The 25,014-nt window shown below is 57.9% G+C and carries 14 protein-coding genes and 1 pseudogene; 7 read left to right on the top strand and 8 right to left on the bottom strand.

What is annotated here, in order from left to right; genetic code table 11:
• From ACCD00_RS13795 to ACCD00_RS13780, 4 genes and pseudogenes are all read left to right on the top strand, one after another.
• Positions 1–209, top strand: a pseudogene (locus ACCD00_RS13795) (RDD family protein); the annotation flags it as partial.
• The gene (locus ACCD00_RS13790; RefSeq protein WP_413425266.1) at positions 206–1,183 is read left to right on the top strand and encodes a stage II sporulation protein M; all 978 of its coding nucleotides are present in this window, start codon (positions 206–208) and stop codon (positions 1,181–1,183) included. The pseudogene ACCD00_RS13795 and the gene ACCD00_RS13790, both read left to right, overlap by 4 nt.
• Positions 1,170–2,714 (top strand): DUF4129 domain-containing protein, encoded by a 1,545-nt coding sequence (locus ACCD00_RS13785; protein WP_413425264.1) that lies wholly within the window; start codon positions 1,170–1,172, stop codon positions 2,712–2,714. Before ACCD00_RS13790 ends, ACCD00_RS13785 begins: the two co-directional genes overlap by 14 nt.
• Positions 2,711–3,874: a DUF4350 domain-containing protein gene (locus tag ACCD00_RS13780; protein ID WP_413425262.1), complete on the top strand. Its 1,164-nt coding sequence runs from the start codon at positions 2,711–2,713 to the stop codon at positions 3,872–3,874. Before ACCD00_RS13785 ends, ACCD00_RS13780 begins: the two co-directional genes overlap by 4 nt.
• Positions 3,875–4,162: 288 nt before the next feature.
• On the opposite strand, the gene ACCD00_RS13775 is transcribed toward ACCD00_RS13780, so the two are convergent.
• Positions 4,163–6,673: a putative bifunctional diguanylate cyclase/phosphodiesterase gene (locus ACCD00_RS13775; protein WP_413425260.1), complete on the bottom strand. Its 2,511-nt coding sequence runs from the start codon at positions 6,671–6,673 to the stop codon at positions 4,163–4,165.
• Between the two features lie 1,137 nt (positions 6,674–7,810).
• Here ACCD00_RS13775 and ACCD00_RS13770 point away from each other — a divergent pair.
• Together ACCD00_RS13770 and ACCD00_RS13765 are read left to right on the top strand one after the other, a co-directional pair.
• Positions 7,811–8,812 (top strand): AAA family ATPase, encoded by a 1,002-nt coding sequence (locus ACCD00_RS13770; protein ID WP_413425258.1) that lies wholly within the window; start codon positions 7,811–7,813, stop codon positions 8,810–8,812.
• Positions 8,809–10,140, top strand: coding sequence for a DUF58 domain-containing protein (locus tag ACCD00_RS13765; protein WP_413425256.1), 1,332 nt, complete (start codon positions 8,809–8,811; stop codon positions 10,138–10,140). The genes ACCD00_RS13770 and ACCD00_RS13765 overlap by 4 nt, the downstream gene beginning before the upstream one ends.
• A 33-nt stretch (positions 10,141–10,173) precedes the next feature.
• On the opposite strand, the gene ACCD00_RS13760 is transcribed toward ACCD00_RS13765, so the two are convergent.
• The 6 genes from ACCD00_RS13760 to ACCD00_RS13735 form a co-directional block, all read right to left on the bottom strand.
• Positions 10,174–10,704, bottom strand: coding sequence for a hypothetical protein (locus tag ACCD00_RS13760; RefSeq protein WP_413425254.1), 531 nt, complete (start codon positions 10,702–10,704; stop codon positions 10,174–10,176).
• Positions 10,705–10,777: 73 nt separating this feature from the next.
• Positions 10,778–15,376 (bottom strand): neuraminidase-like domain-containing protein, encoded by a 4,599-nt coding sequence (locus tag ACCD00_RS13755; RefSeq protein WP_413425252.1) that lies wholly within the window; start codon positions 15,374–15,376, stop codon positions 10,778–10,780.
• Positions 15,377–15,510: 134 nt separating this feature from the next.
• Complete coding sequence (locus ACCD00_RS13750; protein WP_413425250.1) at positions 15,511–20,613, bottom strand: Tc toxin subunit A; 5,103 nt, start codon at positions 20,611–20,613, stop codon at positions 15,511–15,513.
• 298 nt (positions 20,614–20,911) lie between these two features.
• Positions 20,912–21,247, bottom strand: a complete 336-nt coding sequence (locus ACCD00_RS13745; protein WP_413425248.1) for a hypothetical protein — start codon at positions 21,245–21,247, stop codon at positions 20,912–20,914.
• Positions 21,248–21,415: 168 nt separating this feature from the next.
• Positions 21,416–21,775 (bottom strand): PilZ domain-containing protein, encoded by a 360-nt coding sequence (locus ACCD00_RS13740; RefSeq protein ID WP_413425246.1) that lies wholly within the window; start codon positions 21,773–21,775, stop codon positions 21,416–21,418.
• Positions 21,776–22,007: 232 nt separating this feature from the next.
• Positions 22,008–22,391: a tetratricopeptide repeat protein gene (locus ACCD00_RS13735; protein WP_413425244.1), complete on the bottom strand. Its 384-nt coding sequence runs from the start codon at positions 22,389–22,391 to the stop codon at positions 22,008–22,010.
• A 209-nt stretch (positions 22,392–22,600) separates the two neighbouring features.
• Between ACCD00_RS13735 and pyk the strand changes: the two genes are divergently transcribed.
• Positions 22,601–24,052: a pyruvate kinase gene (gene pyk / locus ACCD00_RS13730; protein ID WP_413425242.1), complete on the top strand. Its 1,452-nt coding sequence runs from the start codon at positions 22,601–22,603 to the stop codon at positions 24,050–24,052.
• Between the two features lie 208 nt (positions 24,053–24,260).
• Here pyk and ACCD00_RS13725 read toward each other — a convergent pair whose 3' ends face one another.
• Positions 24,261–25,010, bottom strand: a complete 750-nt coding sequence (locus ACCD00_RS13725) for an enoyl-CoA hydratase-related protein (protein WP_413425240.1) — start codon at positions 25,008–25,010, stop codon at positions 24,261–24,263.
• Positions 25,011–25,014 lie beyond the last annotated feature (4 nt).

Genomic DNA, 25,014 nt, shown 5'->3' with positions numbered 1-25,014 from the left:
TCCCCGAGGCCCAGCCCCGCCGCCCGGCCTTTGCCCTGACGCTCACCGAACAACGGGCCATTCTCGGGTTTGCCGAGCGCCAGGGCGAACTCTCCCGGGCACGGGCCGATGAACTGGCTGCGATCCTCGCCCAACCGTTGCAAGTCCCGACCCCGCAGGCGGTGACCGAGCTCAACGGCATTGCCCGCGGCTTGTTGGGGCCGACATGAAGCAAAGCCTCTTTGAAAACCGGCACAAGGCCGAATGGGAACAGTTCGCTCATCTGCTCGAGCAATTGGAGCACGACAGGAAAGCCACCGGCGCCGGCAATTTCCCGAGGGACTACCGACGTCTTTGCCAACACCTGGCACTGGCCAGGGAGCGAGGCTACAGCAGTTTTCTGATCGACTCCCTGCAGCAACAAGCGCTGCGCGGACACCAACAACTCTACCGTCACCGTAGCCGTCCGGGCGCCAACATGCTGGCATTCATCCTCGCCGACTTTCCGCGACTGGTGCGCGAACAGTGGCGTTTCGTCCTCGCCGCCAGCCTGATGTTCTTTGCCAGCCTGGCCGGTTTCGCGCTGCTGGTGTACCTGTACCCGGACCTGGTCTACAACCTGATCCCCGCCGAGCAGGTCAGCGAGATGCAAAGCATGTACGACCCCGTTGCCGGGCACCTCGGGCGTACGGCGCAACGAGCCGCCAGCGAGGACTGGGCGATGTTCGGCTACTACATCATGCACAACATCGGCATCGCCTTTCAGACCTTCGCCAGTGGTTTGCTGTTGGGTTTGGGCAGTGTGTTTTACCTGGTCTTCAACGGCCTGATGATCGGTGCGGTGGCCGGGCACCTGACCTACGTCGGCTACGGGCAAACCTTCTGGTCATTCGTGATCGGCCATGGCGCTTTCGAACTCAGCGCCATCGCCCTGGCCGGTGCCGCCGGCCTGAAGCTGGGCTGGGCGTTGGTCGCCCCGGGGCGCCTGCCACGCGCCGAGGCCTTGCGCCTGGCTGCGCGCAAGAGTGTGCTGCTGGTCTGCGGGGTCATGCTGTTCCTGTTGATTGCGGCGTTTATCGAAGCCTACTGGTCATCAAAGACTGGCCCGTCGCACCAGACCAAGTACCTGGTTGGCGCCGCGCTCTGGTTGCTGGTGGTGGTTTATCTCGTGTTTGCCGGACGTCGCCGCCATGCGCCTGAGTGACGCCACGGTGGTGATTCGCCCGCGCCCGACCTGGGAAGCCATGGACCTCGGCGTGCTCCTGAGCCAGCGCCACCGACGCCTGTTGATGACCAGTTGGGCCATGGTCACCTTGCCCGTTTTCGCGCTGCTCAGTTGGGGATTCTGGGATTCGCCCTCTCTCGCCGTGTTCATTTTCTGGTGGCTGAAGCCGGCGTTCGAACGCCTGCCCTTGTACATCCTGTCCAAAGCCATGTTCGCTGAAACACCCTCGCTCAAGCAGGCCCTGCAGCAATGGCCACGCCTGCTCAAACCGCAATTGCTGGCCAGCCTGACCTGGCGACGCCTGAGTCTGCATCGCAGCTTCGCGATGCCGGTGATGCAACTTGAAGGCCTCGATGGAGCGCAACGGCAACAGCGCTTACAGGTGCTGCTGCAGCGAGACGCCGGCGCCGCGCGCTGGCTGACGATCATCGGCGCGCACCTGGAGGGCACGCTGTGGATCGGCTTGATGGTGTTGTTCTATCTGCTGCTGCCACAACAGGTCGCGCTCGACTGGAGTTGGCAGTCGCTGATCTCTGCGGCGAGCCAGGACTGGCGTTGGCTGGAACATCTGACCAACGCCTTTTATGCACTGGTGCTGGTGGTCTGGGAACCGATTTATGTCGCCTGCGGTTTCAGCCTTTACCTGAACCGGCGCACCGTGCTGGAGGCCTGGGATATCGAACTGGTGTTCCGTCGCATGCGCCAACGCCTCACCAGTGCAGGCGCGGCCCTGTTGATCGCCGTGATCTTGCTGAGTCCGAGCACACACAGCGTATGGGCCGCCGAACCGGCCATGTCACCCGACAGTCCACGCTTGCTGGACCAGCCCCTGACCAGTCAGGCCTCCAGGGACGGCATCAAGACGATCCTCGAACAGCCGCCCTTCAAGAACCGGGAAACAGTGACGCGCTACCGCTTTGGCGAAGACCGGCCAAGCGCTGAAACCCGGGACGACGGCAAGACACCGCAATGGTTGAAGGCCCTGCTCAAGCTGCTTGAGGGGCAACGCTTCGGGGCATTGGCGAGCCTGATTGAAATCGTGCTGTGGGGCACCGTCATCGGAGCCATCGGCCTGTTGATCTGGCGCTATCGCGACTGGTTGCAAGCTTTTGTCAGCCGTCGACCGCCCGTCGACATAAAAACCGCGCGGCTGTTACCGCAGCAGGCGTTCGGCCTGGACCTCAAGCCCGAGTCCCTGCCCGCCGACATCGCCACCAGCGCTGAAAGTCTCTGGCAGAGCCATCCGCGCGAAGCCCTCGGCTTGCTTTATCGCGCCCTGCTCAGCCGCCTGATGCACGATTTCAACATCGCACTCAAGGCCGCCGATACCGAAGGCCAGGTACTTCAGCGCGTTGAGCTGTTACAGCGACCGGCCCTGCTGGCGTACAGCAAAGATCTCACCGGGCACTGGCAAAACATGGCCTACGGTCATCGCCTGCCACCCGCCCAGGTGCAGCAGGAGCTGTGTAACGGCTGGCGTATTCTGTTCGGCTCGGAGGCTGTCCGTTGAATCGGCGCCAGGGGTCGATAGCCGGGGCGTTGATCGCCGTGCTGCTGGCTGCGTTGAGTGTTTATCTGTACCTCAAGGCCACCCCCTACCAGAGCGTAATCGACCACGGCCCCTCCCCCGAAGCCAAGGCCAACCCTTATCTGGCGGCGGAACTCTTTCTGCGCAAACAAGGCCTGAGCGTCGACCACGCCAATGGCCTCGACATCCTGCCCAGCCTCGACCCGACTCAACACAGCCTGCTGTTGCTCGGTGACCGCTACAACATGACTCCACGGCAGGTCGACCAGGTGATGAACTGGACCCGGGCCGGTGGGCGGCTTCTGTTCGTCGCCGAATCACTGTGGGATGAAAAACTCGGCCACAGCAACGACCTGCTGCTCGATCGGGTGCAAGTGCACCAGTTACTGAGCAAAGACCTCAAGGCATCGCCACCCAATGTCGGCGAAGATCCGTACCCGCAACTGACCAAGCTCTACCTGGAAGGCGAAGACGCCCCGGCCTATGCCGGTTTCGATACGGCGTTCCATCTCGAAGACCCGAAAAACCTTGCCCAGGCCTGGGCCAACAGCGCCATGGCCACGCACATGATGCAGCTCGATCACGGGCTTGGCTCGATCATCGTGGTCACCGATGCCGACTTGTGGAAAACCCCGGCCATCGACCGGTACGACAACGCCTGGCTGCTCTGGTACCTGACCGCCGACACCCGCGTGACACTGATCTTCAACACCGATCACGACAGCCTGCCGACCTTGCTGCTGCGTTATTTTCCCCAGGCGCTGGTCGCGTTGTTCGCCTTGATCGGCCTGGGGTTCTGGCACTTTGGCGTGCGGCAGGGACCATTGCAGGAGCCGGCACCGAAAGCACGCCGGCAACTGCAGGAGCACCTGCGCGCCAGTGCCGATTTCCTGTTGCGATGCAACGGTCAGGCCGGCCTGCTGCAAGCCTTGCAGCAAGACATCCTGCGGCGTGTGCGGCGTCGCCATCCCGGCTTTGAACAACTCGGCGTTGCCGAACAATGGCTGGTGCTCGCACGCCTGACCGGCCAACCCACACGCGCTATCAGCCAGGCCATGAGCCCGCGACCGCAGCAACGGCTTTCCAGCGTTGAATTCAGCCGTCAGGTCGCCCATCTGCAATCCTTGAGGAACGCCTTATGATCTGACACCTTGCAAGCGTTAGATTCCCATTGTTTTAGAGGACAGCCCCTTACGAGCTCATAGCCTGAGATGTTGTTCAAGGAGCGAACTAATGGCCCTGAATCTGTTAAGGCAGACTAAAGGGATGGAATGTCTGGTCAAGCAGGGGATGGCAGATGGAGCTTCCTGCCAGCTGTTCGAGGCTACCTCCGGCAATTGCGGGTGCGAGCCATATTTGAGTCGACCTCTCATCGTCCGCATTGGGTTGAGTCCACAGCCGAAAGCGGACGTTCCCAGGCAACTGCGAAGTTATGGCGATTTAGTCTTGGTCCGTAGGAAATCAGTGCTCGCCATTAATCTTTCGTGAACATACTCCTCAAATTGTTCGGCTGGCAGTGGCGGGGAAAACAGGAAGCCCTGGTAGGTCTGGCAGCCATGCTTGACCAGAAAGGTGCGCTGAGCTTCTGTCTCCACACCTTCTGCAATCACCGAAAGCCCCAATATCTGGCTCAGGCTCACAATCGCGCAGGCGATGGCGGCGTCGTTGGGATCAACCAGCACATCTCTGATGAAGGACTGGTCAATCTTGAGTTGATCCAGCGGAAGGCTCTTCAGGTATGACAGTGACGAGTAGCCGGTTCCGAAATCATCCAGCGAAAGGCCTATGCCAATCTCTTTCAACTCGATCATTTTGGCGACAGTACCTTCCATATCCTCTATCAGCAGGCCTTCGGTCAGTTCCAGTTTCAATTTCTTCGGATCGGCCCCCGTGTGTCTCAGTACTTGCAGTACCTCCTCGACGAAGTCCGGATGGTGAAACTGACGGGCGCTGACATTCACAGCCATACCCAGTCGGGCGGTTTCCGAATGCTTTGCCCAGGCAACCAGCTGAGTACAGGCTGTCTGCAGCGCCCAACGGCCTAACCGCAGAATCAACCCCGTTTCCTCTGCCAATGGAATGAACTCGCCTGGAAACACGACTCCGCGCTCAGGATTGTGCCATCTCATCAGTGCCTCTGCGCCAATGATACGGCCCTCACTATTCACCTGCGGCTGGTAATGAAGAAGGAATTCGTTGTCCTGCAAGCCTTGGCGCAAGTCTACTTCCAGCCTGGCGCGTGCCGTGGCAACCGCCTGCATTTCCGGATCGAAGAAGCGCATGGTATTGCGGCCCGCCGCCTTGGCGCGATACATCGCCAGGTCAGCGCGCTTCATAATATCGTCCACTGTGCTCAGCTGCCCCTGGAACAGCGCAATGCCGAGGCTGGGGGTGCTGTGGTGCTCATATCCATCCAACTGGTAGGAAATATTCAGAGAGTTGAGAATCTTTTCGCCAATAGTCTTGGCCTGGATAGCCGCTTCTGGAGGATTCTCATTAAGGCCATCCAGCAGGACGACGAATTCGTCTCCGCCCAGGCGAGCCACGGTGTCGCTCTCGCGTATGCAGCCGCAAAGGCGCAGAGCAACTTGCTGCAGCAACATGTCGCCTCTGTCATGCCCCAGCGTGTCGTTCAGTGCCTTGAAGTTATCCAGGTCAATGAGAATTATCCCGCTCGTATGCAGGCTACGGGAGCTGCCCGCCAGCAGATGCTGTAACCGGTCCAACATGAGCCGCCTGTTGGCCAGCCCGGTCAACTGATCGTAGAAGGCCAAACGCTGGACCTCTTGCTCTGCGGTCTTACGGTGGGTGATGTCAGTATTGATCGACAGAACGGACTGCGGCTGGCCATCATCGTCTCGCACCAGGGTTCGATGACTTTCGAGTGTGATGGTGCAGCCATCCCGGCGTCGAATTGTAACTTCGTCCGCCCAGTCACCCGTTTCTATCAGGCTGTTAGTGGCCGCATTGAAAGCGGCGCTACCCTGGTAGATCAACTCCTGTGCCGATTTGCCAAGTGCCTCCTCCTTTGACAGACCGTAGAGACGCTCGGCACTTTTGTTCCAGTACAGGATGCGGTTATCCATCCCGTGAACGACAATGGCGTCCTGGGCCTTGTCCAGCAGAGATGCTTGCTGGCGGGCCTGCTTCTCGCTTTCGCGCAGCACTGCCAGATAACCTTCCCTTTCGGCTGCTTGCGACTCCATTTCGCGCCTGATCTTGCCCCCGTAGATAACGGCCGCACTGACCATCAGTAGCACGAACACCATGATCGCGTATTCGACCCGGCGCAGTTCTTCGACCGACTCAAGCTCCTCCTCCAGGAGCTTGCTTTGAATCAGGCCAACGCGATCCCGCACAGTACTGAGTGAGGCGAGCAACAGGGCAAACTTCCTGTCCATCGTTGCCATGCGTTTGCCGGCATTATCCGACTGCCCCTCCCTGAAGTAGGAAAAGATCAGCAAGGCCTCGTTCACCATTTCGACCATCGCAGCATCAATTGCACCCACCTCATCCTTCAATGCAAGGGTAAAGGCTTGTATATCTGCACTGTGTTCAGCCTCATTGGCGATCCGTACCTCCAACTGTTTTTTGGCCATTGCCAAATGCTCGTTGAAGGCGCGCAAGGCTTCATCCATGTTCCGCGATTCGGCTTCAACATTATGTGTATCGAACACATTATTGCCCGGCGCATTGACTGTGGAAGCCAGGCTGCCCAGCGTTGAATAGCTCGACAGCTGTTGGACCCACGACTGGTTTGCCTTGATGGAGCGGTGATAGGTATCGACGATCAGGTGATTCAATAGCACGCTCAGCACAACAACCAGCACGTCGAACCCCGCAAGAAAAAAGTACATGCGGTGCCATTTGGTCGAGCGCGGCTTATTTGAACGGGTGGGTATGTCTTGCTTTGCGGCGCTTTTATTCCTGAAAAAATCCATTTCACAATCTCCAAACATAATCCTTCTAAATTGGCCAATAGAAGCGGTATTCGGAAACCTATTAACCTTTTGTGCCGACACCTGAACCTGAGAACACACCGCACGTAGCATTAGCCAAATTTTTTCTCTGTTCTGGATTCACGCTGGTTTTCGTGAGCGAAGCTCCCGAGACAAGCATTAGCTACCGAAGCTATACGTCTTAAGTGTCACGCCAACCAACCATTCGACACTAAGCAATGCATTTGGCGATGCTAATTTCATGGTGAAATTTTTTACCCTCGGAAGCAGTCTCTTAACATTTCAGCGATAAAACGAAATCATCTTCATTTGCTGTGTTTGAGATCATCGTTTCAGGTAACGATTCTCCTCGCTCTCCATTGTAGAACTGAACGTCGGCAATCACTTTTGCCAGATGTTCTGTTCCTTTCAATTTCCTCAGCCTCTTTCTGCGCCTCTGGCGAGCGTGCAGACCTTGGCCAGCATGTCTGGGGTGAGCATATCCCCGCTTTCGCAGTGCCCAGCCGCACCGTAGCGAAAGTCGATTCGATCCTGAGTGATCCCGACAGATCCAGTCCAAACCCTGCGCCTGCAGGTGCAGGGTTTGCTCCATGTCTTGCCGAGTGCCGTTGCGGATTTGCGCCCCTGAACTGGATGCTTCACGCAGCATAGTCGGGTGACATAGGGCACGTTGCGGGTCATTTCCGCGCAGCCTGCCGGACTGCCTGAACAGTTTCGACAGCAGACCAAGCATAGCCACTAATTTGCCATTATTCTGTTCGCCGACTGCTCCAGGTCGGTAGCAGCCCTTGATGGTCGGCAGCTTTTCAACCCAAAGCAGCCCTCCGAGAAGGGCTGATATCGGGCAACAGCAGACTTCTGCGATGAAAAACTCTCCTAACTATGTCACCCAACGTGCATATGGAATGCACTACCTCAAAACATAACTGGCCGTCATGGCCTAACCTCGACTTCAGACGAACGCTCAAATGAGGGTTGCCAAGGGATCTTAATGAGGCAGATTGGCAGTCACTCACTCGTTCCACGCGTAAAAAAAATACGTGAAAAAAGTTAGATTAGATAAGTGACTGATTTATGGAAGATAAAACAAATATAACTGTTAACGAGGCTCCGGAACCCATGAGTCAACCGATCGAGCCCGACGTACCGAGCCATGCCGCTCAACAACGTCAGCGTGCCAGCCACCTGGCGCAGGCCGTACGCAATGAACTGCAAAAAGCCTTGATCGGCCAGGACAGCGTGATCGACGACGTCCTGACTGCGCTGATCGCCGGCGGTCACGTGCTGCTCGAAGGCGTACCGGGTTTGGGCAAGACCCTGTTGGTGCGCGCCCTCGCCCGCTGCTTCGGCGGCGAGTTTGCGCGCATCCAGTTCACCCCGGACCTGATGCCCAGCGACGTCACCGGGCACGCGGTGTACGACTTGCAGACCGAGCAATTCAAACTGCGCAAAGGCCCGCTGTTCACCAACCTGTTGTTGGCCGACGAAATCAACCGCGCCCCGGCGAAAACCCAGGCGGCGCTGCTCGAAGCCATGCAGGAACGGCAAGTCACCCTTGAAGGCCGTCCATTGCCGATTGGACAACCGTTCATGGTGCTCGCCACTCAGAACCCGATCGAACAGGAAGGCACTTACCCGTTGCCGGAGGCCGAACTCGACCGTTTCATGCTCAAGGTGCGCATGGATTACCCCGACGCCGAACAGGAGCTGAATATGGTCCGTCAGGTCAGCCGCTCGACCCGGGCCGACATGCTCGATGTCCAACCGATGCGCACGTTGTTGCAGGCCAAGGATGTACTGGCCCTGCAACGTATCGCCAGCGACCTGCCACTGGACGATCAGGTGCTCGATTACGCCGTGCGCCTGGCCCGCTCCACCCGCAACTGGCCCGGCTTGATCCTCGGCGCCGGGCCACGCGCGTCCATCGCGCTGGTGCGATGTGCCCGGGCCCGTGCGCTGCTGCGCGGTGGTGAGTTCGTGATTCCGGATGACATCAAGGGTTGCGCACTGGCCGTGCTGCGTCATCGTGTGCGCATCGCACCGGAGCTGGATATCGAGGGCCTGGATGTCGATCAGGTGCTCCGGCAGTTGCTCGACCAAGTGCCGGCGCCGCGCCTGTGAAACCGTCGCGTCTGATGCTCGTCTGGCTATTGATCCTGCTGGCCTGCGGCATTGTGTCGGGCACATTGCAAGCACTGGAGTTCACGGTTCCGGCGAATCTCATGGCGATCAACTGGGGGTTGCTCCTGGCGCTGCTGGCCCTGGCCCTGTTGGATGCTGTTCGCGTGAAGCACCTGCCATCGCCCCGGCTGAAGCGCCAGTTACCCGGCAGCCTGGCGCTGGGCCGATGGGGCGAAGTGCAACTGACCCTTGAGCACGACTTTGCCCAACCGCTGAACGTACAAGTCTTCGACCATGTGCCAGCGGGCCTGAGCTTCGAAAACCTGCCACTGTCAGTCGAGTTGCAACCCGGCCAGCACAGCCTGGCCGGTTATCGCCTGCGTCCGCTCAAACGCGGTCATTTCAGCTTCGAGCGCTGTGAAATCAGCCTGCCAAGTCCCTTGGGGCTCTGGTCGGACAGACGCTTGCTCGAGCTGCCCGACGCCACCCGCGTCTACCCCGACTTCGCCCGTCTCTATGAAGGGCAGTTGCTGGCGGTGGATAACTGGCTCAGCCAGCTTGGCGTACGCCAGAAACAACGACGGGGCCTGGGCCTGGAATTTCATCAATTGCGCGAGTTTCGCGAGGGCGACAGCCTGCGCCAGATCGACTGGAAAGCCACCGCCCGCCAGCGCACACCGATTGCCCGGGAGTACCAGGACGAGCGCGACCAGCAGATCATCTTCATGCTCGACTGCGGCCGGCACATGCGCAGCCAGGATGATGAGCTGTCGCACTTCGATCACGCCCTCAACGCCTGTCTGTTGCTCAGCTACGTCGCGCTACGCCAGGGCAACGCGGTGGGCCTGAGTACCTTTGCCAGCGAACAGCCGCGCTACCTTGCACCAGTAAAAGGCACCAGCCATCTCAACACACTGCTCAACAGCGTTTATGACTTGAACAGCACCCAACGCAGCGCCGACTATCAAGCAGCGGTAACGCAACTGCTGGCACGGCAAAAACGCCGGGCGCTGGTGGTGTTGGTGACCAACCTGCGGGATGAGGACGACGATGAGTTGCTCTCGGCAGTAAAACGCCTGAGCCAGCAACATCAGGTGCTGGTCGCGAGCCTGCGCGAAGAGGTGCTCGACACCCAGCGTCAGTCACCGGTGCAGACTTTGCCCGAAGCGCTGGCCTATTGCGGGACCGTGGACTACCTGAATGCACGCGCCGAACTCCATGAGCGCTTGAGCGCTCATGGAGTACTGGTGATGGATGCGCGACCCGGGGAGTTGGGCCCGGCCCTGGTGACGCAGTATTTAAGCTGGAAGCGGGCCGGAGCTGCGTAGGCATCTGGCGGCATACCCCCACGCATCGATGGATTAAAGCTCATAAGTCTGATCATCAACCTTGGCCCAAGCCAACTCCAGGGGTGCGAGATGCAGTTGAACGTCGAGGTCGGTCATACGTAAACCGCTCGATCCCCCCAGGCTGGAACCATGCAACTCGAACGTCATGTCTTTGTCAGCCGCCACGACCGTGAGCCCATAGGGCTCAAAGGGATTCCAATCCGCCAGAGGTCGATCCGGGAGTTTCCCGCTCAGATCAATGGGGTCCTCAACCCCGGTCCCCGATCTGACGATTACCTTGGAGTTTGCCCCATCACCAAAGTTTTCATATTGAAAGCTCAACCGATACCAGGCGTTCGCCAGTTGCGCGGTGGTGAGCGGTGCAGCGCTGAATGTCTGGGTAACGGCGGCCGCCCCATTCATCATCAGATAAAAGCCATACTCCGGGTCCGCGAATGTTCGCGCAATGCCCTTGCCATTGAAATGCGTCCAGTGCTCCCTCCAACCGGAGGAAAACCTGCCGTCTGCAATCAGGTTGCGACCACGAATTTCGTCATTGCTCATGATGCTTTCACACCTCTGTTGATCCATGACTCCTGAATCGACACCACGTCACCCAGGCACTGTTGAAACGACGTCAATCCCCCAACTTATCCAGCACAGCCTCGGTGTAAGCCGTCCCCCCTGCCTTCGCCAGGTACCGCACCTGCACAATGATGTCCGTCAGGCTTTCGATCAGGGCTTTTTGCTGCTCTGACGCATGCCGCGGAAAATGCAGTTGCCACCTCGAAACAGCCCCGGTTCCTTCGAATGGCAAGTAGCGTTCATCGCCAAACATCAGCTGGTGCAGGCCGGCATCATCCAGGCCGCTGCTGATGCCCACTTGCTGGTGACTGCGCAGGTTGAGCAGGATATCCGCCGGAGGCATCTGGTTGCCGTCGCCATACAGGTAGTCGAGTGAGTCAACACTGGCTTTGAGCACCGTGGTACTGGCGGTTTGCGTCAACGTCGCGCGCACATCCTGGTAAGGGCCCAACACCACGGGCAGCGACAGCGCCACCGTTGTGATCTGCCGGCAGTAATGGCCGGGGTAATCGCTGTCGAACAGCTTCTGGGTCAACTCGAAATCCAGCTTGCCCTTGCCGAGTTCTGCCAGCACCTGTTCCCAGGTTTTAGGTGTCGTGAATTGCCCCTTCTCGAACAGGTCGCGCAGGGAAATGGTCTTGATGAGTTCCAGTCGCCGCTCGTTGCGATAGAGGAAGTCCCGCTCCAGGCGCAACAAGTCGAGCTGCATCGATTCACCGGCGCTCAAGCCATGTCGGTTGTCCATCCAGACGTTGGGCCGAATGACCCGGGTGTCGAAATCACCCATTTCATACTGCCAGCTGGCTTCGGCGCTCAGGCACAGGCCCACCACAGCGTCATAGGCCTGGAAGTACAGCGTGGCCATCTGGCTCAACAACCAGCGGTAGAGTTCGACGTTGGTGGCGCGGGTTTTGTAGAAGGAGTAAAGCTCCTGGGCCTGCTCGTTGGCTTTTTGGGTTTGCAGCAGGCTGGCTCGAGCGGCCTTGAGTGTGTGTTCATGAGCTTCGAGCTGTTCGTCAATGACCCGCAACTCGCTCTTGGCCTGGGCCTCGGCGAAGCTCCATTCCTGGCTTCGACGCAGGTAAAAAGCGGTTCGCTGGAAAGCTTCACCTGTCGCATACGCGGTGGCGCCCGAAGTCGATAGCCCGTTACCCGTTGCTTTCAGGGGATCCCCACGATCTCCACCTTGCGTACCGGCCGATGCTAAGGGCAAGGGGCCAGCCGCGCCACCGAGCGTTTGCTCCTTCACGGCTGCATTTGTAACTGCGCCAGCGTTTACAGGAACAATAGCCGCAGCGCTCTTCAGCTTGCCAACCAGTCCGATCACATCCCCGGCTATTTCCATGTTCAGCAACGGGTCAGCATTGAGGTCCTCATAGTGCCTGGCTCGCTCCTCGATCATTCTTTGACTTTCTTTCAACGCCGCCTCCGACGACTCCAGTTGTTTGATCGTCTCTTCCTGAATGGTCCTGGCATGGCCGCCCAACGCAATCACATGACTCTGCTGCAACTCTTCCAGTTGCCCGCGATCACGCAGCTCCATCAATTGGCGAACCTCGCGACCAAACCCGATAAGCGTCTGCACCGCATTTTGCGCGGTGGCCAGCATGGTCCGGAATCGATAATGCGGAATGTTCAGCCAGCCGCCCGCACTGCGCGCGGCCCCCGAAGAACCACCCGCTTGGGCGCGTAGCAGATCGAGTGGATTGGTCGGCGGGGCGTACAACGCCAGCGACATCGGTTTGCCATCAATGGTCAGATTATGTCGCATGTTCCACAGGCATTCGTCGATGTACTTCCAGATCCCCAACAACTGATCATTGGTAGCCGGACGGAACTCATCCCGTGCCAGAATTTCAAAATCCGGTGTTCCCTCTACCCGTGCGGGCAGGTTCGCCACATTGACATCCAGTGACCGGGCGAATGTCAGAAGTGACGAGGTGCCGGTAGCCGCCTTGGGTTTGAGGATCTGGTCAGCGGACTGTGGCACCCAATGGCTCATCGCTTTTGCGGTGGGGGCGTTGCCCATCAGCGACAAGGCCCGCACATACTGCAGTTTCGCCGCCGCCAGGCTGTCACGGGTCAGCCGCCGATAGAGTGAATCGGCGTGGGCAATGATGCAGCGCACATAGGCGACAAAAATGGTTTTGCGGTAGTGGATGCGTTTGGAAAAGGCAATCGCGTCGGGGTCTACCAACCCCAGGGCTTCAAAGCCGGTATAGCCTTCTTCCAGCAATGGGCGGCACCACCAGTAGCGGTCGCTCGGTTTGACTGCTCCCGGACGCGGCTCGCGAATGTGCGGGTTGAAAATGTACTGATACCAGCGCTGCGATTCATGGTAATCGCGTGTCTCGCACAGACGATGGGCGATCAGGAACGGCAAGTGGAAGAACAATTCCCAGTAAAAAATGCCGTGGGCACTGTTGAAGTCGATGGGTGCGGTTGCGGGCGTAACACCCGCCGGTTGAGGCTCTAGGGTGTTCTGGGTTGCCCAGGACAATACCTCGTCGATGGAAATGGCGGCTTTGGCTACCAGCTCCGGACCAAACAGGGAGTTGAGGCGTATCCATTTTAGCCTGGTCAATGCCAGTGGCTGAATATCCAGGAACTGAGCACCGGTTGACTGTTTACTGATCAGTGGAACAGCGCTGGCATTCGGGGTCTGCTTGATCACGATTTCATAGCGGTTGCGACCATAACTACCATCGGCACTTTCCCCCCACACGACATGCAAGGTCTTGCCGACCGGATCGCCAGTCCAGCGATATTCAATCCAGGGGGTTTGAAACCAGCCCTTCAATTCGCTCAACGATTCCCACTTGCCTGGCGCGACCGTTGCACCATCCTTCACTTTCAGGCCCAGCGTGACTGTCTCCGGCTTCTGCACCAGAGACAACGTATTGCCGCTGCCCGCGAATGGCAGGTACTGAGTACCTGTCAATATGGAGAAACCGGCGCCGCCTCTGATGTGTCCGGGGCTTTGCAACCACAATATTTCCCGTTGCCGATGAGAAAGTACGATGTCCTTTTTGACGGAAACCCAACCATTGGCCAAGGCGAACTCATTCGCCTTGATAGCCGCCAATTCGACAGGCTTTCCTTCAACGTCATCCAGGCACAATGAAAAATCGAATCCCGACTCGGATTGACGGAAACAGGTCACCTTGATGCCTTTGGTTCCGACCCTGGAAATTTCAAAGAAGGTGACAAACGTTGCCACCTGGTGTTGAACGACCAAGGCAATGTCCTTCAACTCGTACTCGGGCCGGGTCAAATCGCAGACGCCTTGTACCTGCAACACATTTTCAGTCGCAAGGGCACCGTCGACCACGGTTTGCCGGCTGCTGAAATTGATATCCAACGAAAGGAACTTGCTCAGAGTGCCATCTCGCGTATCGTCGACAGCGGCAACGCTCGAAGCCGGTACGCGCACCTGACTGAGCACGGCTGCTTCACTGAGCAAGAGCTTGTGCTGCAAACCGTATTGATTGGCAAAACGACCATTGGCCAACACTTTAAGACTGGCCATGTCGGGCGGTAGCGGCTCAAACAGAGCATTGCGTGCGGCAAACATCCATCCGTGTTCCTGCTCGTTCTCCGCCGTCGCCTGCGCCGCTGGCAAATCCGTGGTGGTGAAACACACCGCCAACAGGTCATCGACGTCTTTTTTTGCACCCGCATAAGTTACAACCACCAAACGCGCGGACTCCACCGATGCCTTGGCGAACTCCTTCGTCCCCAGGGTCGATGGTGTCGACCAGATCCCGTTCACGGCAAGATAAGACAGCTTGGCTTCAACCTGCCACGTCCCTTCGGTAATCACTTCATTACCGTCGTTACCTTTCGTCTTCGTGTCCCGGGCTTTGGTCCCTTCGACCTGAACCACCATCAATCGACCGGCGAAAAACACCGGCCGGATCGCCAGCACGGTTGGCGCGGCGGGGATATCGACGGGCTTCCATTCGGTCCACGCGGTCGGGTTCAGAAACTCACTGGCGGCATTCAACTCAACATGGGCCTTGCGCCAAAAATAACCAAAGGGTTGAACCCGTTGCCGACCGATGAAGTAGTAATCGGCGTTCTTGAAGTTCGTTCCCTTTTCAGCTCCATTTCCCTCGGTACTGTCGATATAAGCCGAAATCAAATCGAGATTGCATACTTCTTCGAACCGCTTCAGATGCTCATAAAGCGCCATTTGCACCGATGCATCGTTGAGACTCGCTTGCCCGAGGTTGTTTTCCAGCTCTTTGAAAGATTCAGACTTATTGAGGCGCAATGTCGGATCGATGTAGTTTTCCGGATAATCCACAAGCATCTGATAACCGGCCCAATCGCTGATATTGCAATAACGTTGATGCCAGTCTTGCAGCTCATCTTTGGTAAACGCCTCGGTATGACCGGGCTCCATACCGCTGTAAATGGCGCCGATATATTGCTGCACACAAGCGATCGCCTCCGCCAGGCGTGCTGTTTCCAGCTCATGACCGACCTGACTGTCGAGCAACAGGTATTGATACAAGTCATTGAGCGAGGTCAGGTTCAGCTTGTTCGGACGGCCCTCATCTTCTTTCGGAGCCACTTGCCCCAAATAGAAATCCGCCAGGGCCATGCAACGACGCTCTTCCAACGCACCAATAATTGACTTGTTCATTGTTTTCTCCAGTTTTCAGTCTTAATGCGCTTGGCAACATCGAGGCAATAACCTGTTGCAGCGGCAATTACACGTCAGTACCGCCAGTGAAAAAAATCGCTGTATTCAAGACGGTTACTACCCCCGAAACTCGATCAACCTCTGGCAACAACAACAATTTCATGGTCGTAGCCCATCCAGGGGGAGGTCACGGAACCGACCTTCAAATTGGCTTCAAGAAAATGTGTACCAACGGCCAAGGGAGGGTGAAGCTGAACCCGCCAGCGCCCGTCTGAACCAACAACCCCCGCGGCATACACCGTTCCGTATTTAGCCCGGCACACATTAATTTCCGCTCCCGGCAACCCCACCCCTTCAATCCAGGACGCAGGATCTACTTTTGCTTTTACTATCGGGCTCACTATCGCTGCTGCGGCAATAGAGCTGTTTACTGTCACCCGAACATCCGGTGCCCAAGCCTCGGTCGTATCGATATGCCGCTGTTTCACTGAAATCACATGCGGCCCCATCGCCAGCGGTTCAGGCATCCGCACCGACCACTGCCCGTCATTCCCCACACTGGTACGCGCCAACAACGGCCCACCCCTGCCTTCAAACACATAAATCTGCGCCGATGGACTGCCAGTACCTTTAAGCAAGGGCTGAACTTCCACGGTGTTGCCAGTGGCGGGATAGATCAGCACCGGCGGCGGTGCGTCCAGCCGGCCCGGCAATACCAGGCGCTGGTCGAGACGATTGCAGAAGAAGGTCAAGTCGAATGCGCCATTGCGCAGGTCCTTGCAATCGACATCCCAGTGGAGTTTCGTATTGCCGCCGATGATGACGTAGGCCCCGGTGGGCGGGCTGAAGATCATTCCCAGGCCTTTGGCCGAGAGCTCTCCGCTCCAGATCAGCATCGCCCGGGCATCCTTGAGGTCCACCGACGTTGGCAGGTCAATCTCGAGTCTGTATTGGCGCCCGCGGATAAACGCCAGAGGCGCCCCACTGATAACGGCATTGGTTGTGGTATCGATCAGTTTGTAAGTCCACTGAATGGCCGGAACGACTTTGAGATTGAACGTGCGTATTTGCCCTGTGGTGCTCTTGAGCCTGGCGGTCACCACGTAGTCCCCCTCTGCATCCGCCTCGAACGCAAAGGTCGAACGGCCCAATACATCGGTGGAGATATCGACCCGCGTCGAACTGCTCCCTCCGTTTTTTTGCACCGTCCATTCAACCGGGCTGTTGGGTATGAGCCTGGACTGGTTGTTCGCTTCCTCCCGGACGGCGACCCACAACAAGGTCGGCGTCCCCGAGCCCGCTATCGGGTACAGGAAGTCAGTAGACTCACCATGGATCACTGCCGTTTTAGCCACGTAGACATCAAGCCGTTGCTCGCCCATTTCGACCTTGGCGATATAGGTCTGATCTCCGTCGGTTGGCGTGGTCACGGTGTACTGCGCAATCCCCACGGCCGAGGTAGTGCCCTCTCCAAGCTTCGTTTCTCCTTTGAAGAACTCGACTTTCACACCAGGCGCCGGCTTCTTGGTCAAACCGATAACGTGACAACTCAACACAAGTGGTTGCCCGACGACAGCCATCGAGGTTGCCTCCAGCAGTTTGATGAACGGCTTGTCAACAAACGTGATGTTGTTGATGACGAGGGGATCCTTGGTGCTGTAGCTCGCCACCAGACTGGCCTTTTCCACCGGTTCCATACTTCTGACTTTGGTTCGGGCATAGCCCTGATCGTCGGTCACCACCACCAGCGGATCGGCAACCACACCCTTCCCGGCGAATGTCACGGCACGGCCGCGCCCCGGATTCCCGTGTCTATCGACAAGCTGAACATACACAGGGAAAAACGCCTGTCCGCCAGCAAGGAATGTCTCGTCTTTTCCCGGATCCTCAGTACTGTCGAGGCTGAAGCCCAGGGAGAATTCATCGCAGTCGATCAGGATTTTCGGTGCATACACCGTTTGAGCCAGACCGTAGGTGCCTTTCACTTGCACGGCGCCCATCCAGGATCCTTTTTCCGGCTTGAAGTGAATCACCGCGCGCCCCTCATGATCGGTGATAGAGACCGACTCCATCAGCCCTGGACGATCACTGCTCCAGGTCACGGTGATATTCGGCAATACCTGATTGGTCAGGTCACGCAACGTCAATTCAACCAGCGCGACTTGATTACTCACATTAGCGATCAGGGTGTCGTTGAGACACCTGATGTCGTGCGTCACGCTCTGGCCGATTTCACCGAATACCTGAGACTGGCCGTGTACCGCCGATTCGGACAAGCATTCCAGTACATGTTCGGCCGCACTGCGGCAGGCATGTTTGTCGCTGTCCGGGGTGAGCGCGCCCAATCCGATAATGGCCTTGGCGTCCAGCCCGCTGCTGGATGCCAAACCTCGAATGCGAATCAATGTGTCGAGGGCTAAAAGATCACGCACGACCGGCATTGACGGGCTGATATAGAGAATGCACTCCAACACTTCCCTTACCCCCCACTTCACCACTTCCGCCAGCTTGCTCGCTGCCGAATCACGAATCAGGCGCAGGTCTTCCGGCGTCAGATAGGTGGGCAAGGTGTTTACCAACTCCAGGTAATGCAGCAGTTTTTCCGCCGGCTGCCCGGTAAAGGCCACCATTCGCTGAAACAGTGTCAAGTAATACAAGGAACCGATGGATATCGTCTCCGGGTGTCTGAGGTCGAGCCACTGCCAGTTATGCCGGGTGGTCAGAGCGACCAGCATTGCGGAACTGAGCCCCAGCTTTTGCACGACGTCTGCGCGCCGCACCAAATGTGCCAGCAGGTTTAACACCTCATCACCGACATTGACCTTTTCAGAGCCAGAAGTCACCGCTTCCAGCGCCCGAGTGGTGTCCAGCAGCAACATGTGGACACCACCTCTGTTGACCCATTTGAGTAACGGCAACACCAGGTCCTGGGAAAGGCTCAGGTACACTGACAAGCTTTCCTGAACCACCGCATTCTGAGCGTCCCGAGCCTGCAGCAGCAGGGCCAGAATCGCCTCACAAACCCGTTCGAAATCTTCTTGCCGAACCTGCGCCAGGGTCACCGCCGCTTCAATTTCCCCACGTGCCAGCCGTTCGTAGTCATCCGCTTCGCCCGTGTGACTCAACACCAGGCCATCCTCATCGACGACCTCTTCGAGCAGTTCCAGCCACCCCCCGTAATAATTGTTATGGGGGGACCCACCTACCGCCCTCAGCGCCTCTTCATAGAGCCGCACCGGTTGCAGGCGTTTGTGCAGTTCCTGCAACAGCATCGTGTCGGCCTCAGTGGCCAAGGGTGGAGCAATCCTCGGGGTGACATGCTGCACCAGCCAGGACACGCTCAACTCATTGTCCTGACACCATTGAACGCAGGAGTGCACAGCATGCATCACACTCAATACATCGCCATTACTGGTGGCGCCGCTGACCCGCAAACGGGGTTCGCCCAGCACCCGCTGCAACAGTTCACTGCCCCCCTTGTTACTCAAGGCCTCCAGCAACGCCCCCAGTTCTATCGCGCTGATTCCGAGAAACGCAGCCAGTAACACATGACGATAGAAGGACGAGAGAACCGGCAGACTGCACTGCAATTCGTCCATCAGGTTGTAACTCTTGGCCACGAACCGCGCCAGATAGCGCCAGGCTTCCTGGTTGATCCCCAGACTGCTGCAAATATGGTCGACGATGCGTTTATCGGCGCGGGTCTGCGGGTCGATTGCGAAGGAGACGTTACTCAACGTTAAAGGCGTATCGAACAAAGCCTGGGCATTGAAGATCCGGTCGAACTGCGAGAGTTCTTCCCCACGGCCATAAGGAGAGATTTCGTCAATCAACGCAGCGAATTGCTCGGCAGTGCACTTGAAGCGCAGACGAAACTCCTGGAACAGACCGATCGCCCGAAGGGTATTGTTGGTGATCCGCTTCGGCGCATCTGCCAGGTCTTGCGAATCGACGAGGTCGGCCCGTTGCTCAGCCCGGATTGCGGCCATGACCAGACGATCAGTTTGCTCCACAGGCAATTTCAACCAACGGCTCAGACGCAACATCCGGCTCATGCGTTCAAAGCGGTTATCGGTACTGTTTGTGAATTCGCGCGTGCCATTGGCCGGCGTACTGAGGTCCATCGCAGCGGTTGCACCATCGTTGATGAACGCTGAGCCAAAAACCTTGGGGGAGGCCGCGGGTACAACGCCCGCGGCGACGTTGTCCGATAGCTTGGGCAAACAGTCTTCGATCGATAAAAAGGACGTAAGCGTCTGCGCATCGATCGAGGTCTGGGCACAGAAGTGCACCGAGTCCAACAATGCCTTCCCAGTGGAGCCAAAGTCTCTTTTGTAGAACGCTGCTTTGTCCGGGTTGTTGGGAAACAGAAAGTTTTCCAGGAGCATCCGCTGGCCCTGGGGCCCGATATTGCAGGATTGACGCAGGGCAATGTCCGAAAGGTTTCCCTGAACCCCCAATTGCTTGAAATACGGCGCCGTCAGGTCAATGGCCCGCACCACTTCCCCCAGCGACAACTTGTTCTCCTCCAGAACCTGCTTCCATTGTTCGGCATACCACTCGAACGGCATGGTGCGAAATGGAAAACGCGTTTCCAGCAAGCGGTCATCGACCACTTTGTCGTCTGCATTCACGGGGGCGGAATTGTTGCTGATGAACGATTTGATGATGCTTTCCAGCACCTCATTGACCAGGGTCACCGTCGGCTTGATCTGGAACATGCTCACCGAATCAATGATGAGGTCGTCCAGGTCCGGCCGCCGAGTATCCAGCTTGATGAATCCGGCCCCGCCCGTCGCGCGACCTTCCAGCTGCCGGGCCAGCAAGACCAGCCTCACGAAATAGGCCGCTGGCGAGATGCTCGAATCCGGACTTTGCGAGGGGCTGGCACCCTCCCAATCGGGATCGAACAAATCGTCGAACGTCGGCGTATCCACCAGCGCCTGGATTCCGGTGCGATGCAAGGGATTGGGCGGTGCATGAGTCACCAGGCGCTGCTCACGGAACTCGCGAGCGGTATGCACCGCAAGACTCCGCGCCTTGTCCAGCAATGCCTGGGCAGCGCGGCTGTGCAGCCCGAACGTCTCCACGACTTCTTGACGCCCCAACTTCAGCAGGTCGAAAACCGAGCCGCCTTCCGCGACGAAGCGCTCGTAGTTGCTTTGCACGGCGGGCTCATCTGTGCCCGGCGTCAGATCCAGGAGTTGCTTGAGAGGCGAGGTCGAGTCGTTGCTCATTGTAAATCTCCTGAAAGTCTGGGTGATCGAGCACCGGGCGGCAACGAAGGGAGATATTTGCATTTACCCTTTCGTGGTTTTTTTACGCTTTACCTGCGCCGAAAATCACCTGCCATAAATGACAGTTCAGACGAACGGTAAAGTGGATTGAAGTTTGAGAACGGCGTTTGATTCCAATAAAAGCGTTCACCAGCAGTGGGTAATCAGAGGCGATTGGAAAATGCCAGGCACCCAGGAACGAGTGCCCATTTCCCCAAAGGCACTTGAACAGTTTTTAAAGGATTTCGAAGGGTGGAAGTCAATCGACTGGTGGGGTTAAAACATAAAAATATTTGATAAATACCCAATCCGACTCTTCATTTTGTGAACCGCTGTACCATACCGCGAGCGTATGCAATTCATGAGGGCCTGGATCCATTTCCATCTGATAGCGCCCCAAATGCGCGTCTCTTTCTGCATAAGGGCCGTCATAATAAAAGTGGATTTTGAACTTCTTCGCAGCGTAAGTCCCGCCTTCACCACGGGTAATATCAACGTAAAAAGGTGAGCGATAAACCTCTCCGGCCTTAGGGCTGTTAACGACGGGCGGACGAATATCAATCAACGGATGCTGGTCGTCTTGAAGTGTTGTCATTTTCAAATCCCCGATCATAAAACGGTCAGTTGTTCCACAGTGCTATTGCTACACCATCTTCTGGCGTGAGAGCACCTGTAACAAATGACAGTTCAGACGAATGGCAAAGAAGTCTTCAACTGGATGAACTGGGGAATATTCCGGACGACATTGACCTGAGCACGGCTGTCAGGCTGAAGCCGGCAACGGCAGAAAACTGAAATACTGCTTCAACGCCTCCACCAGTTGCCCAAACTCCGGCGGTGCCCGTTGCAGGCTGAACCCGGCGTCGTAATGTTGAGGGGTCACGTCTTCATGGCACCACAGGCAACAGGCTTGCAGGTTGATGATCCGCTGGCCACCTTCGCTGGCGGGAATTTTCAGGCGCAGGTTGAAGTCCGCGCCGATCATCATCGGCAGCTGGCTGATGAGCATCAGCCCGTCTTCAGAGACGTTGCCCAGAAAACCGATGGGTTTGTCGGTGGTGCCGTTGAATACTTTCAGGAAGTACGGCAGTTGATGCCGCTCGATTCGGCGGTCGGTGAACATGTGCAATATCGCTATGCAAGGCTCTTAAGCAGAGCCGCACTACTGCTTCGGAACGGGTACGCATAAGTCTTTGCCCGCTCTCCCCGCTTCCGGTGCGCCAGTTCTTGAAGCGCAGAGTCTTGCTTGTGCCGGTCACAGGTGTTGCCCCGGTTCAGAGGCAAGGCTCCAGAACCGGTTTATTCGACTATAGCTCACCACCGCCGGGGAACCAGCGATTGAATGATGCCTGCCATCAGTACTGTGTCGGTTTTGCCGCTGCGGCACTGCGCATCGGGTAGTGGCCCAGGCTCTGCAAGGTTTCCAGGCGGGCGCGGGCGCGGTAGGCGTATTCGCTTTGCGGATACGAGTCAATCATGAACTGGTAGGTCTGGGCCGCATCGATGAACATCTTCTGCCGTTCCAGGCACTGGCCGCGCATCATCGACACTTCCGGCCACACGTAAGGCCGCGCGCGGCTGTCGCGTTCGACTTTGGACAGCTCGAGCATCACTTGCTCGCAATTGCCCCGGTCATAGGCGCTGTAGGCATTGTTCAAATGATGGTTCATCGACCAACGGGTGCAGCCCGTGACACTGAGGACGCTGATGGCAAGGGCGGCAATGAGCACGAATCGCATGGGGGATCTCCTGTCTTGAACCCTGTATCGACCCGTGGTCGGAAATCTTCAGGCTGTAGAAGCGAGAAGTTGCCTGGCTCCATAAGGAAGGCAATAACCAGGTTCTTCAAAAAAACCAGGCTCTTCACGAAAAAGTAGTGCAAACGAACAATGACTACACCTTCGGAGCATAGTAGCCTCACTCAGCGCTTGAACTCAGGAGTCTTTGCATGTCCGTCCGTCGTACCAAAATCGTCGCCACCCTTGGCCCGGCCAGTAACTCGCCGGAAGTTCTCGAACAGCTGATCCTGGCTGGCCTGGACGTCGCCCGCCTGAACTTCTCCCACGGCACTCCCGACGAGCACAAGGCTCGCGCGAAGCTGGTGCGTGACCTCGCGGCCAAGCACGGTCGCTTCGTCGCCCTGCTGGGTGACCTGCAAGGCCCGAAAATCCGTATCGCCAAATTCGCCAACAAGAAGATCGAGCTGAAGATCGGTGATCAATTCACCTTCTCCACCAGCCATCCTCTGACCGAAGGCAATCAGCAAGTGGTCGGCATCGACTACCCGGACCTGGTCAAGGACTGCGGCGTGGGCGACGAGCTGCTGCTCGACGACGGTCGCGTGGTGATGCGCGTCGATACCGCCACTGCCACCGAACTGAACTGCACCGTGACCATCGGCGGCCCGCTGTCCGACCACAAAGGCATCAACCGTCGCGGTGGCGGCCTGACCGCTCCGGCCCTGACTGAAAAAGACAAGGCTGACATCAAGCTCGCTGCGGAAATGCAAGTCGACTACCTCGCGGTATCCTTCCCGCGTGACGCCGCCGACATGGAATACGCCCGTCAACTGCGCGACGAGGCCGGCGGCACTGCCTGGCTGGTGGCGAAGATCGAACGCGCCGAAGCCGTGGCCGATGACGAAACCCTCGACGGCCTGATCAAGGCGTCCGACGCGGTAATGGTTGCCCGTGGTGACCTGGGTGTGGAAATCGGCGACGCCGAGCTGGTGGGCATCCAGAAGAAGATCATTCTGCACGCACGCCGCCACAACAAGGCTGTGATCGTTGCGACCCAGATGATGGAGTCGATGATCCAGAACCCGATGCCGACCCGCGCCGAAGTGTCCGACGTGGCCAACGCCGTGCTCGACTACACCGATGCCGTGATGCTCTCGGCCGAAAGTGCCGCCGGCCTGTACCCGCTGGAAGCCGTTCAGGCCATGGCGCGTATCTGCGTCGGTGCCGAAAAGCACCCGACCAGCAAGACCTCCAGCCACCGCATCGGCAAAGAGTTCGAGCGCTGCGACGAAAGCATCGCACTGGCGACCATGTACACCGCCAACCACTTCCCGGGCGTGAAAGCGATCATCGCCCTGACCGAAAGTGGCTACACCCCGCTGATCATGTCGCGCATCCGTTCCTCGGTGCCGATCTACGCGTTCACCCCGCACCGCGAAGCCCAGGCTCGCGCGGCCATGTTCCGCGGCGTGTACACCATCCCGTTCGATCCGGCTTCGCTGGCACCGAACGAAGTCAGCCAGAAGGCAATCGACGAGCTGGTCAAGCGCGGCGTCGTGGAGAAAGGCGACTGGGTCATCCTGACCAAGGGCGACAGCTACCACACCACCGGCGGCACCAACGGCATGAAGATCCTGCACGTTGGCGACCCGATGGTCTGAGTGACCGGTTGCTGAAAAACGAAAGCCCCGCCATGTGAATGGCGGGGCTTTTTGTTTTCTGATCCAACAGGTGTGTTGACTGATCGGGCCCCTTCGCGAGCAAGCCCGCTCCCACAGGGTTTTGTATTGGTCACATGATTTGTTAGCAACTCCGGTCAATGTGGGAGCGGGCTTGCTCGCGAAGGGGCCGGTACAGTCAGCGAAAGACTCAATGCCGCTTGATGAACCCGGTCAACGCAGCCAGTGCTTCCGGCGAACTCAACCGCTGGGTGAACAACGCCCCCTCCTCTTCGATCACCCTGCGCAACAACTCGCGATCCGGCGCCTTCATCAATTGCTTGCTGATACGCACCGCTTCCGGTGGCAGCGTCTCGAAGCGCAGCGCCATTTCCCGCGCCTTGGCCAAGACTTCTTCGCCACTGCCCAGCGCCTCGGACGCAATGCCCCACGCAGCAGCCTGTTCACCATTGAACCCCTCACCGAGCAGCAATAACTCCGCCGCTTTGGCATGCCCGAGCAAGCGCGGCAGGAGCAGGCTGGAACCAAATTCAGGGCATAAACCCAGGTTGACGAACGGCATGCGCAAGCGCGCATCACGGCTGACGTAGACCAGATCGCAATGCAGCAACATCGTCGTGCCAATGCCCACCGCCGCTCCAGCCACGGCGGCGATCACCGGTTTGCGGCATTCAAGCAGGCTGAGCATGAACTGGAATACCGGGCTGTCGAGGCCGCTCGGCGGTTGCTGGATGAAATCGGCGATGTCGTTGCCGGCGGTGAAGCATTCGGCGGAGCCGGTGATCAGCACGGCGTTGATCTCGGGGTCGCTGTCGGCCTGTTTCAACGCTTCGGCCAGGTGGCTGTACATGGCGCGGGTCAGGGCGTTTTTCTTGTCCGGGCGATTCAGGCGCAGGGTCAACAGGCCGCGTTCGCGTTCAACTTGGATGGCATCGGTCATGGCA

Origin of the sequence: Pseudomonas sp. Pseusp3, assembly GCF_047304225.1 — a bacterium.
In the GTDB taxonomy this organism is placed as follows: Bacteria; Pseudomonadota; Gammaproteobacteria; order Pseudomonadales; family Pseudomonadaceae; genus Aquipseudomonas; species Aquipseudomonas fluorescens_CD.
Note: the sequence above shows the minus strand (reverse complement) of the source record. Positions and strands in the feature narration are given on the sequence as shown.